The organism is Bacteroides thetaiotaomicron VPI-5482 (genome assembly GCF_000011065.1).
In the GTDB taxonomy this organism is placed as follows: domain Bacteria; phylum Bacteroidota; class Bacteroidia; order Bacteroidales; family Bacteroidaceae; genus Bacteroides; species Bacteroides thetaiotaomicron.
Genome location: NC_004663.1, coordinates 785,247 through 797,566 on the forward strand (window position 1 = coordinate 785,247; position 12,320 = coordinate 797,566).

Annotated in this window: 10 protein-coding genes; 4 read left to right on the forward strand and 6 right to left on the reverse strand. The window is 41.3% G+C overall.

What is annotated here, in order from left to right:
* Positions 1-64 precede the first annotated feature (64 nt).
* The 4 genes from BT_RS03150 to BT_RS03165 all read right to left on the reverse strand — a co-directional run bounded on the left by BT_RS03150 (position 65) and on the right by BT_RS03165 (position 4,856).
* Positions 65-1,294: a DNA recombination protein RmuC gene (locus tag BT_RS03150; protein WP_008765517.1), complete on the reverse strand. Its 1,230-nt coding sequence runs from the start codon at positions 1,292-1,294 to the stop codon at positions 65-67.
* Complete coding sequence (gene map / locus BT_RS03155; RefSeq protein WP_008761263.1) at positions 1,294-2,148, reverse strand: type I methionyl aminopeptidase; 855 nt, start codon at positions 2,146-2,148, stop codon at positions 1,294-1,296. The genes BT_RS03150 and map overlap by 1 nt, the downstream gene beginning before the upstream one ends.
* Positions 2,149-2,229: 81 nt before the next feature.
* Positions 2,230-2,856 carry a DUF4858 domain-containing protein gene (locus tag BT_RS03160; RefSeq protein WP_008765519.1) on the reverse strand — a complete coding sequence of 209 codons (627 nt, stop codon included), beginning with the start codon at positions 2,854-2,856 and terminating at the stop codon, positions 2,230-2,232.
* Between the two features lie 356 nt (positions 2,857-3,212).
* Positions 3,213-4,856 (reverse strand): B12-binding domain-containing radical SAM protein, encoded by a 1,644-nt coding sequence (locus BT_RS03165; protein WP_008765520.1) that lies wholly within the window; start codon positions 4,854-4,856, stop codon positions 3,213-3,215.
* Between the two features lie 111 nt (positions 4,857-4,967).
* On the opposite strand from BT_RS03165, the gene BT_RS03170 reads away from it, so the two are divergent.
* Entirely contained in the window at positions 4,968-5,369 is a 402-nt protein-coding gene (locus tag BT_RS03170) for a hypothetical protein (protein ID WP_008761266.1), read from the forward strand.
* Positions 5,370-5,488: 119 nt separating this feature from the next.
* Here BT_RS03170 and BT_RS03175 read toward each other — a convergent pair whose 3' ends face one another.
* Entirely contained in the window at positions 5,489-6,409 is a 921-nt protein-coding gene (locus BT_RS03175; protein ID WP_008765521.1) for an RluA family pseudouridine synthase, read from the reverse strand.
* Positions 6,410-6,444: 35 nt separating this feature from the next.
* The gene (gene rlmD / locus BT_RS03180; protein WP_011107369.1) at positions 6,445-7,809 is read right to left on the reverse strand and encodes a 23S rRNA (uracil(1939)-C(5))-methyltransferase RlmD; all 1,365 of its coding nucleotides are present in this window, start codon (positions 7,807-7,809) and stop codon (positions 6,445-6,447) included.
* Between the two features lie 253 nt (positions 7,810-8,062).
* Here rlmD and ppdK point away from each other — a divergent pair, with 253 nt between their 5' ends.
* From ppdK to BT_RS03195, 3 genes are all read left to right on the forward strand, one after another.
* Positions 8,063-10,783 carry a pyruvate, phosphate dikinase gene (gene ppdK, locus BT_RS03185; protein WP_008765523.1) on the forward strand — a complete coding sequence of 907 codons (2,721 nt, stop codon included), beginning with the start codon at positions 8,063-8,065 and terminating at the stop codon, positions 10,781-10,783.
* Positions 10,784-11,041: 258 nt separating this feature from the next.
* The gene (locus tag BT_RS03190) at positions 11,042-11,557 is read left to right on the forward strand and encodes an outer membrane beta-barrel protein (RefSeq protein WP_008761320.1); all 516 of its coding nucleotides are present in this window, start codon (positions 11,042-11,044) and stop codon (positions 11,555-11,557) included.
* A gap of 189 nt (positions 11,558-11,746) precedes the next feature.
* Complete coding sequence (locus BT_RS03195; RefSeq protein ID WP_008765529.1) at positions 11,747-12,319, forward strand: porin family protein; 573 nt, start codon at positions 11,747-11,749, stop codon at positions 12,317-12,319.
* The last annotated feature ends 1 nt before the right edge of the window (position 12,320 follow it).

A 12,320-nucleotide genomic window follows, 5' to 3' on the forward strand; every position in this document is an offset into this window, starting at 1 on the left:
TCAGCATAGTGACACTATCCCAACCGGATAGCGACACCATCTTAAAAGGTCTATAATTTTTGTTTTATTCATCATCCCCGTCATCCGCTATCGGCAGAATTCTCTGACTTTCCTCATGGGGCAATTGTTCTACTTGGCGTAGTTTCCGTTCAATAGCGCGGGTTCTTTTTCCCATCACTTCTTCCAGTTGGTCACCGGCACTTTGCAGGTTCTTCTGTACCTTTTCGAGTAGGCCTCCGAATTTGCTGAATTCAGTTTTAACTGCTCCCAAAACTGTCCACACTTCTCCGGTACGCTTTTGAATAGCCAGCGTGCGGAACCCCATCTGAAGACTGTTCAATATAGCACCAAGGGTAGTTGGTCCCGTCACTACAATTTTATATTCTTTTTGTAGCGTCTCTACCAAGCTTGTTCTTCGGATCACCTCTGCATAGATGCTTTCAAAAGGCAGGAACATGATGGCAAAGTCTGTGGTGAAAGGCGGGTCTACATATTTATCGTGAATATCTTTCGCCATTTTCTTGATGGTTGTTTCCAGCTGCTTGCCGGATGATTCCATCAATGCAGTATCTCCTGCCTCGAAAGCGTCGTAGTATTGCTCATATACATCTTTCGGGAATTTTGCATCGATAGGCAGGTATACAGTGCTGTTCGCATCATCCTTACCCGGTAACTTAATGGCAAATTCCACAAATTCAGTTCCGCTTTTCTTGGTTTTCACATTGGCGTCATATTGTTCCGGACTCATCATCTGTTCCAGCAATGCTCCTAACTGAACTTCACCGAATGTACCGCGCATTTTTACGTTACTCAATACTTTTTTCAGTCCACCGACGTCTTGTGCGAGAGATTTCATTTCTCCCAGTCCCTTCTGTACATTTTCCAGTTGTGAGCGGACGATTTCAAAGGACTGTCCAATGCGTTCATTCAATGTCTTCTGCAATTTTTCTTCCACCATCAGTCGCATATCATCCAGCCGCTTTTCAGTCGATTTTATCAAGACCTCTTGCTGGCGTGCCATTGTGTCGAACTTTTGGCGTTGCAGTTCCCCGTTTGTCATCATGTTCTTATGCAGTACGTCTTGCAATTGTTGCATATTCTGATTCAGCGTTTGGGTCATTTCCATGCGAAGTTCCCGGATACTGCGGTTTAGTTCTTCGCGGTTCTCTTGCATTTGCTGGCGCAAGGCTGCCTGTAATTGTTCCGCTTGCGCATGATTATTTCCTTTTGCCAGTGATAGTACAATCGAGATTACTGCTAATGCGGCAATAACAATAAGTAGAATCAGTTCCATCAATAAGTCAGAATTTCGTTTCCGGTTTCAGTAATCAGAATCATATTCTCCCATTGGGCAGAAGGCAGTCCGTCATCCGTGCATACCGTCCATCCGTCAGCTTCGTCAACAAATACTTCATAAGTACCCATATTTATCATCGGTTCAATGGTGAAGGTCATGCCCGGAACGATCATCATTCCTGTTCCCCGGCGTCCGAAATGTTCCACATCCGGTGCTTCATGAAACTGCATTCCTACACCATGCCCGCAAAGATCGCGTACCACGTTGAATCCGTTCTTTTCTGCGTGTTCCTGAATAGCGGCGCCTACATCTCCTAATTGTTTCCAAGGCTGTGCGGCGGCTATACCTATTTCCATACACTCTTTAGTCACTTGAACCAGTTTGCGCATTTCGGGACTTACGTCACCGATCATAAACATACGGGATGCGTCGGAGAAATATCCTTTGTAAATGGTAGAAACATCTACATTGATGATATCTCCGCTTTGCAGTATTTCTGTTTTGCTGGGAATACCGTGGCATACCACATCATTGATACTGGTGCAGACGCTTTTAGGAAATCCTTCGTAGTTGAGAGGAGCAGGGATGGCACCGTGCTTTGTGGTGAAGTCATATACCATGACATCGATTTCTTCAGTCGACATTCCTTCACGGATATTCTCCGAAATATAATCCAACAGGGCAGTATTGATTTTGGCACTCTCACGGATTCCTTCCAGTTGTTCGGGAGTACGCAGTACTTTGCGCGGTGGGAGTTTGTAACCTTGTTTTCTGTATTTCTGTATTTTCGCTTCTACTTCAGCCGGGTAATTGGAGGGAGTAAACCGGAATCCCTTGATAAAGTTCTTCATTATTATAGGATGTTTTTTAATCGTACTACAAAGGTACGAGAATAAATGGAAAATGAAATCGTTTATCATGTGATTCCTTTTTTACCATTCATAAGAAATACAGATCTGAGGCACCCATTCCCATCTTTTTTGTATGGTGTTGTATTGATATTGTACGCCGGTTTTCAATTTCCAGCCTTTACCTACTTTTAAAACAATGTCGCTGCCTAGTGTGGTTGGTATTGCTTCAGAGGAAAGTCCACGATATCTTCGGGTGTCCAGATTTTGTTTACCATATATGCTAAGAAACCATTTTTTAGAGAGCTTATAATCCATTTGAGTTTGGATATGAAAGTGGTTTGAACTTTCACTAAAGTTACTTTTACTATGCAGAGTGATATTTTTGTTTATTTTGAGCCGTGAATAAGTGGGTAAGAAAGTAGAATTGGTCTGTCGAAAGATGTTATGAGTATGAAAAGGTAATTTCGGAGATATGATTGTTGATTTAAGAATCGGTAATGTTGGATCAAAGTCAACAAAGGGTTTTGTATGATATAACATGTTTTGTTCTGTCTTCTTTACGAATACCTTATTGATTCTGATTTCTTGCTCAGAATTTAATGTTTGCTGTAGCCTCAATGAATCTTGTTTGCTCCACTCTTGTCCTGCTACGGATAAGGGGAGTAATAATAGACAAAGAGTACCTAACTGATATTTATAAGCGTCCATATAGTGTGCTAGTATAGTTTATTCTATGGACGGTGAAAAAGTGAAAATGCTGCTTTATGTAATGAATAAATAATAGCTATTTTACATAATATGAGAATACTTTTCTTTTTTTGTATAGGTGTATTAAGCACATTTATCGTGTCCAGTCGCACCTATGGAAACAAAACCTATATAGCTGTTTTTTTATGTATTGAGTGATAAGTTCTAGTTTCTTGATTGGTTCATCTTTCATAAATCTTGAATGATATTGAGAGAAAAAATGAGGTGGAAAAATATAGATGTTATAATTACAACCACTTTTTTTCTGAGCATTGCAGGACTCATAGTTCTTATTATCATTCTTTAATGTTTTGTATTTAAGATAATCTTTTTGCTTTAAATACCGGTTCTATCTTCTGAATCTCCGATTCAAATCCGAACCAATAGCCATGTCCTGCTTCGTCAATAGGAAGAAAACATAACCGGAGGTTCTCACGATATGAACCATATATAATTTCCCAATTATCGGGAGGAACTTGGCGTTTTGTCTTTACTTTTTCAGCGGGGATTTTTTTTAACGACATACCGGCTTCTATCCATGCAATACTGACTTGTGTCACGTAATCGGGATAATGATTCTTGCAGAAATTATAGAGGATAAGTCCCCTTTTTTCTAGACTCAAAGGAGTGTCGATGACATCTGTCTGTATTAGATGGTCAAGTAACTCATGCAGGAAATGCGGATTATCCAAAATGAGGGTACGAGTCAGACTTCGCCATGTAGGTGTATTATAGAATCCGTCTAAAAGACGGGACAGATAGTGGGCGGTTTGCAATTCTTCTACGGAAATTTCTTTAGTCTGCAAAACTTCGTAGGGAGGGAGAGGAGAGTATTGGATGCCTAACTCTTCCGCCCTTCTTCGCATTTCCGTGCCGGGAAGTAATTTTAATGATTCCAGTTGTATTTCCCCTGCACCATATTCGGCAAGTGTACGAACGTCTTCAAATATTTCGGATAGGTGATAGAGAGGAAGACCGGCTATTAAGTCAGCATGTGTCTCCATGTTCTTAAGGGAACAAAGATATTTCAGACCTTGAAGGGCATCAGATAATTTTCCGATACGTCGGCTTTTCTCTAATACGGGTTCACGAAGGCTTTGAATACCTGCTTCGAGGTGTAGCAAACCATTAGGTAAAATAGCGAGTTCTTCTTTCAATTCTTCGGAGAGAAGTGCCGGGTGAATTTCCAAATGGAAACAGATGTCCGGGGCATATTCACGGAAGAGGTGAAGAAGTTCTTTGGCTCGCTTATTATTATAGTTGAAAGTGCGGTCGAGTACACGCACATTTTTGATGCCATGCTGATGGATAACATTCAGTCGTTCGCGGATTGCCTCCAATGAAATGGTGCGAACCGGTTTCTCACCTCCGCTGACGCAGAAAGCGCATGTGTTGAAGCATCCTCGGGTAGTTTCCAGTTGTACGAAAGGCTTGCTCCAATTAAAAAAACGACTTTTCTCCGGTGAGACGAGCTGAGAGAAGTTCATGACACGGGCAATACCGTTGTCTTGATATTGGTCTGATTCGTCCAGATAACATAATCCGGATATCTGATTCCACTCATTTACAGGGTGATTCCATACTTTTAACCAAATTGGGAATACTTCTTCTCCTTCTCCCCGAAACACTCCGTTGACAAATTTGTTCTTTCTTAAGAAGGCTTCGTTATTTCCTAAAAACTCCGGACCGCCGAGTACGATGCAGCAATGAGGTAGCAAAGCTTTAGCACGTGAAACGATATGCAACAGTTGCTCGTGATTAAATAGCCAGTTGGTAGCAGCAATAATATCCGGTTGATGGTGATAGATTTGGTTGACTACCATTCCGGTATTTTCGTTGATGGTTGCCGATACTGTACACCACTCAATGGTAGTGTCATCTGCTATTTGAGCATGTAATGCAGGCAATGCCAGCGATGAGTGCGCATAGGAGCTATTTAAATCAAGCCAAAGAAGTTTCATGTGTAAATTTTACTATTAGTGGGACAAAGGTACAAAAAACTTGCATCTTAAGGCATATAGTAAAATAAAAACGCTAATTTTGCAATAATAAACGCAATAAACTAGAAAATTATGAAGAATTTGAAAAAATACGTAGGTGTTCTCATGTTGCTGACTTTATTGGTCGGCTTTACTTCGTGCGAAGATGATGAAACTATATTTGATCACATAGTAGGGCGTACATGGGTTGGTGATTTAGGATTTTGGGTAGATAATAGTCCGGTGGAAAGTGGAATAACCTTTAAGAGTAATGGTTTTGGTGTAGATGAACAATGGTATTATGATTGGGATAGAGTAGCTGCTGTTTTAGATGTCCGCTGGTGGATTGAAGATGGAGATTTATTCTTGGATTATGGTAATGGCTATCCTTTATTAATATTAGCAGATGTTTATGTTGAAGGCCGATATCTTACAGGGCGTTTGTATTCAAATAATATAGATCAAGGAACCGTTACTTTAGAAATGAGTAATTAGTGAAGATCTAAAAAAGAATTGTGGAATTGGAAAAAATATCGATTTTTTATAAAAGTTCCCCTTATTGAAGGCTAATCTATGTACAGAGTTGTCAGCAAATAAGGGGAATTTTTATTATTTTATTTCTTCAGGAACAACTTCTTAAACTCTCCCGGATAAGGTGTCTCAAACTCCATTAAATCTCCCGTCACCGGATGATAGAAACAAAGTTTGAAGGCGTGGAGTGCCAGTCTTCCGATCGGGTTAAGCGATTCTTCGCCTCCATATCTTCCGTCACCTATAATAGGATGTCCTAAATCCTGCATATGTACACGAATCTGATTCTTACGTCCTGTTTCCAGATCAAGTTCTAACAGTGAATAACCGTTAGCACGTTTGATTGTCTTGTAGTGTGTGATGGATTTTGAACCACCATCATCGTAATCGCTGGAACTTACATAAAGAGTTTTATCCGTCAGCCAGGAAACCACAGTGTCATAATCCTTCTCCATTGTTCCCTCAACAACAGCTACATAACGGCGGTCAGTCACTATTTCATGCCAGTTGTCACGTAATGTCCGTTGTGTTTTTTCGTCTTTTGCGAACATCATTAATCCTGATGTATCCCTGTCCAGACGATGTACGATAAACACACGGTGCTGTCTGCCCGAGCGCTGTACATATTCATTCAGAATCGTATAAGCGGTGCGCTCTTTTTGTCGCTCGGTATTGACAGATAAGAGTCCTTGCATTTTTTCCACTACAATGATATAAGCGTCCTCATATACAATTTTCAGCAGTCTGTTATGAAATTCCTTCTTTCCTTTTTCCTTGCTGATTTGTACTTTCATTCCGGGTTGCAGCGGGAAGTTGAACTGAGTGGTGATTACGTTATCTACCAATACCACCCGTTTGCTCAGTAATGACTTCAGTTTCGTGCGGCTTGCGTCCGGCATTTTGGCAGCCAGAAACTCCATTAGTTCCATGGGCTCTTTGACTGCATAGTTCGTATATTGGGCACGTGCTTTTTCTGCAGGAGTTCTTCTCGGTCTTTTTTCCATTTCTTTTTTCTTTTGCGAACAATTCAACTAACGTATTATCGAAGCTCCAGCAACACTACATTTTCCACATGATGCGTATGCGGGAACATATCTACAGGTTGCACAGCTTTCACTTTATATTTGCCGTCAAGCAGTTGTAAGTCGCGTGCCTGCGTAGCCGGGTTGCAGCTTACATACACAATCCGCTTCGGTTCGGCAAACAGAATAACATCAACCACATCCTGATGCATACCTGCACGTGGAGGGTCGGTGATAATCACATCCGGACGTCCATGCTGATTGATAAATTCCTGAGTCAGCATATCTTTCATATCTCCGGCATAGAACAAGGCATTCTTAATCTCATTAATCTCGGCATTTACCTTTGCGTCTTCGATAGCTTCCGGTACATACTCGATACCAATCACCTGACGAGCCTGGCGGGATACAAAATTGGCAATGGTTCCCGTTCCGGTATATAGGTCGTATACCAGTTCCTTTCCGGTCAGCCCGGCAAATTCGCGGGCTATCTTATATAAATTGTATGCCTGTTCGGAATTGGTCTGATAGAATGATTTCGGACCGACTTTGAAACGCAGTCCTTCCATTTCTTCAAACATATGGTCTTTTCCCTTGAATACATGTACATCCAGATCATTGATCGTATCGTTGCACTTATTATTAATAATGTATAGGAGAGAAGTGATTTCGGGGAATGAATCGGCAATGAACTGCAGCAGTTGCTTGAATAGTTCCATTTCATGGTCTTCTGTAATCTTGCAGATGACAATGACCATCAGCTCTCCTGTTGATGAAGTGCGGATAATCAGATTCCGTAACATACCTTCCTGAGTACGCAGATTGATGAAGGAGTAATCATGCTCGTAAGCATAATCGCGTACAGCATTACGAATACGATTGGAGATGTCGTCCTGTAACCAGCATTTTTCAATAGCCAGCACTTTGTCGAAAGCTCCGGGAATATGAAAACCTACAGCATTCATCTGATCATACTTCACATCCTGCCGAACTTCATCGTTCGTGAGCCAGCGTTTGTTCGAAAAAGTGAACTCCAGTTTATTCCGGTAGAACTCTGTTTTGGCAGAACCCAGAATCGGTGAAATTTCCGGAAGTTCGATCTTTCCGATGCGTCTCAGATTGTCTTCTACTTGTTTCTGCTTATACCTGATTTGTTCCGAATAGGGGAGTACCTGCCATTTACAACCGCCGCATACGCCGTAGTGTTGGCAGAAAGGAACGGCACGTACGGGCGACAGCTCGTGGAATTTCACAGCTTCGGCTTCGGCGTATTTGTTCTTTTTGCGCTTGATCTGCAGGTCTACAACATCACCTGGCACTACATAAGGAACAAAAATCACCAGGTCGTTTACTTTTGCGATGGCTTTTCCTTCGGCAGCCACATCCGTTATTGTTACCTTCTCCAGCAGGGGAAGTTCTTTTCTCTTTCTTGCCACTTTTACACCAATCTAATAATTATGATGCAAAAGTAGGTATTTTTTTTGGAAAACTTTCGTGTCTATGAAAATATTCCAGATTGTAATGTCGAAATTGCATTTTAATAGAAAGTTTTTTCTCAAAAAGTTTTCTGGTTTGCGAAATATACTTAGATTTGCGAACAGAAAAAAATCATAATGTAACTTTAAACACAATATTATGGATAAAAAAAGAGTTTATACCTTTGGAAATGGTCAGGCAGAAGGAAAGGCCGACATGAAGAATTTGTTAGGTGGTAAAGGTGCCAATCTTGCCGAGATGAATTTAATTGGAATTCCCGTTCCTCCCGGATTTACAATAACTACAGAAGTTTGCACGGAGTATAATACGTTGGGACGTGATAAAGTGGTTGAGTTGCTGAAAGATGAAGTAGTAAAGGCCATTGCCCGTGTAGAAGAATTGATGAAATCTAAATTCGGTGATATCGAAAATCCATTGTTGGTTTCTGTACGTTCAGGTGCCCGTGCGTCTATGCCGGGTATGATGGATACTATTCTGAATCTGGGTCTGAATGACGAGGTGGTGGAAGGTATCATCCGCAAGACTGGTAATGCCCGTTTTGCATGGGACTCTTATCGTCGTTTTGTACAGATGTACGGTGACGTTGTTCTGGGCATGAAGCCGACGAACAAGGAAGATATCGATCCGTTCGAAGCAATCATTGAAGAAGTAAAAGAATCAAAAGGAGTAAAGCTTGATAACGAACTGGAAGTAGCAGACCTGCAAGAGCTTGTGAAGAAGTTCAAGGCCGCTGTGAAAGAACAGACCGGAAAAGATTTCCCGACTTGTGCTTACGAACAACTTTGGGGAGCTATCTGTGCCGTATTTGATTCATGGATGAACGAACGTGCTATCCTTTATCGTAAGATGGAAGGTATACCTGATGAATGGGGAACAGCTGTAAACGTACAGGCTATGGTATTCGGTAATATGGGTGACACTTCTGCAACAGGAGTTTGCTTCTCTCGTGATGCCGGTACAGGTGAAGACCTTTTCAACGGTGAATACCTGATCAACGCACAAGGTGAAGATGTGGTAGCCGGTATCCGTACTCCACAACAGATTACGAAGGTTGGTTCTCAGCGCTGGGCTGTACTGGCAGGTGTGACTGAAGACATTCGTGCTGCAAAATTCCCTTCAATGGAAGAAGCTATGCCGGAAATCTATAAGGAACTGGATGCATTGCAGACTAAATTGGAGAACCACTATAAAGATATGCAAGACATGGAATTCACCGTGCAGGAAGGTAAGTTATGGTTCCTGCAGACTCGTAACGGTAAACGTACCGGTGCGGCTATGGTGAAAATCGCAATGGACTTGCTCCGTCAGGGCATGATTGATGAAAAGACTGCTTTGATGCGTGTAGAACCTAACAAACTGGATGAACTTCTTCACCCGGTATTCGATAAATCTGCTTTGAAACAGGCGAAAGTGCTGACTCGCGGTCTTCCGGCTTCTCCGGGTGCTGCAACCGGTCAGATTGTATTCTTCGCTGATGATGCCGCCGAATGGCATGCTGCCGGAAAGAAAGTGGTAATGGTACGTATCGAGACTTCTCCGGAAGACTTGGCCGGTATGGCAGTTGCCGAAGGTATCCTGACAGCTCGTGGTGGTATGACTTCTCATGCTGCTGTGGTAGCTCGTGGTATGGGTAAATGTTGTGTATCCGGTGCAGGAGCATTGAATATCGACTATAAGACTCGTACAGTAGAAATTGACGGCATTGTTTTGAAAGAAGGCGATTATATTTCTTTGAACGGTAGTACAGGCGAAGTATATAATGGTAAGGTAGAAACTCAGGCTGCCGAACTTTCCGGAGACTTTGCCGATTTGATGAAACTCTCGGATAAATATACCCGTCTGCAAGTACGTACCAATGCGGATACTCCTCACGATGCAGAAGTAGCACGCAACTTTGGTGCAGTAGGTATCGGTCTTTGCCGTACGGAACATATGTTCTTCGAAGGTGAAAAGATCAAGGCGATGCGTGAAATGATTCTGGCAGAAAATGCAGAAGGACGTCGTAAAGCACTCGCTAAGATTCTTCCGTATCAGCAAGCCGACTTTAAGGGTATCTTTAAAGCAATGGTCGGTTGTCCGGTGACTGTTCGTCTGCTCGATCCTCCTTTGCATGAGTTTGTTCCTCATGATACGAAGGGACAGCAGGAAATGGCTGATACGATGGGTGTAAGCCTGCAATATATCCAGCAACGTGTAGAATCGCTGTGTGAACACAATCCGATGTTGGGTCACCGCGGTTGCCGTTTGGGAAATACATATCCTGAAATAACTCAGATGCAGACACGTGCTATCTTGGGTGCTGCTCTTGAACTGAAGAAAGAAGGAGTAGAGACACATCCTGAAATCATGGTTCCGTTGACCGGTATTTTATATGAATTCAAGGAACAAGAGAAGGTGATTCGTGAAGAGGCTGCCAAGTTGTTTGAAGAAGTGGGCGACAGCATTGATTTCAAAGTAGGTACTATGATTGAAATTCCTCGTGCAGCTCTGACTGCTGACCGTATTGCTTCATCTGCTGAATTCTTCTCATTCGGAACGAATGACTTGACTCAGATGACCTTCGGATATTCTCGTGACGATATCGCTTCCTTCCTTCCGGTTTATCTGGAAAAGAAGATTCTGAAAGTAGACCCGTTCCAGGTGCTCGATCAGAATGGTGTAGGTCAGTTGGTACGTATGGCTACAGAAAAGGGCCGTGCTATCCGTCCGGATTTGAAATGCGGTATCTGTGGCGAACATGGTGGTGAACCGTCTTCAGTGAAGTTCTGCCATAGAGTAGGTTTGAATTACGTTAGTTGCTCTCCGTTCCGGGTACCTATCGCAAGATTAGCAGCGGCGCAGGCAGCAATTGAAGGATAGAAAGATAAACTGGTTAGAAAGTTAACTTTCTGATAATTGGGCTGTAATCGTCTCGTGAGAGAATGATTACAGCCTTTTTTGTTGGATGATGTTATTTTTAATTGTATTTGTTCAGCCCTGATAATCAGCCATTAATAATGATTTGTTTGGTGATTATTATAAAAAACTAACTAAATATTTGTTTAAGATGAAGAAGTAGCTTAATTTTGCCCCCGAAAACAAAACATGTTTTTATTTTATAACTTAAAAAGAAAGAAGATGAAAAAGGGTTTATTATTGGTAGTTGTAATGTTAGCAACTATCGCTGTAAAAGCACAGGACATTTACGTAGGCGGATCATTGAACGTATGGCGTAACAGCACAGGCAACACTACTTCTTTTAAAGTTGCTCCGGAAATCGGCTACAATTTTAATGAAACATGGGCATTGGGTGCTGAACTGAACTATTCACACGAATATGTGAAACAAGTGACTGCAAATTCAGTTACTGTTGCTCCGTACATCCGTTGGTCTTACTATCAGAATGATGCTGTACGTCTGTTCCTGGACGGAACTGCTGCTATTGGTTTCGTGAAAATCAAAGATGGTGATACCACTAAAGCAGGTCAGATCGGTTTGAGACCGGGTATCGCTGTTAAACTGAACGATCATTTCTCTTTTATCGCCAAGTATGGTTTCTTGGGATATCGTAAGAATGTGAACACTTCCGGAGATTCTTTCGGTCTGATGTTGACTAGCGAAGATTTGTCTATTGGTTTCCACTACAATTTCTAATCGGGTAGTAGATAATAAAAAATAGGAAAGGGGATTCTCTGAAATAGGGAATTCCCTTTCTTTGTGTGTAATCTCTATATTTTACACGTTTGTTAACGAAAAAGTTGTTTGATATATATATCAATCATATATTTGCATTGTTAATTAAACAGATGATTTAACTATAGTATTAATTAAAACTTTAGAATTATGAAAAAGAGTGCTTTATTTATTTTATTTGCGCTGATTTCAGTTGCTGGCTTTTCACAGATTACAGGTTGGAATGCTAAGGTAGGAATGAACATTAGTAATTATACAGGTGATGCTGATTTGAATGCAAAGATTGGCTTTAAACTTGGAGGTGGTTTTGAATATGCTTTTGATAATACTTGGTCATTACAGCCATCATTGTTTTTGTCGACTAAAGGAGCAAAAAAGGATGGTAATAGCATAAATGCAATGTATTTGGAATTACCAGTTATGGCTGCTGCTCGTTTTAATGTTGCGGATAATACAAATATTGTGGTTAATGCTGGTCCTTATTTGGCATGTGGTATTGCTGGTAAAACCAAAATTGATTTGGGGAATGATACGGAACGTAAGTATGATACATTTGGTGATGATGCTTTAAAACGTTTTGATGCCGGTCTTGGTGTTGGAGTAGCTTTGGAATTAGGTAAGGTTATTGTAGGATTGGATGGTCAATTTGGTTTAGTAGATGTAGAAAAAATAGGTAATCCTAAAAATACAAACTTTTCTATTGTATTAGGATATAAATTCTGAT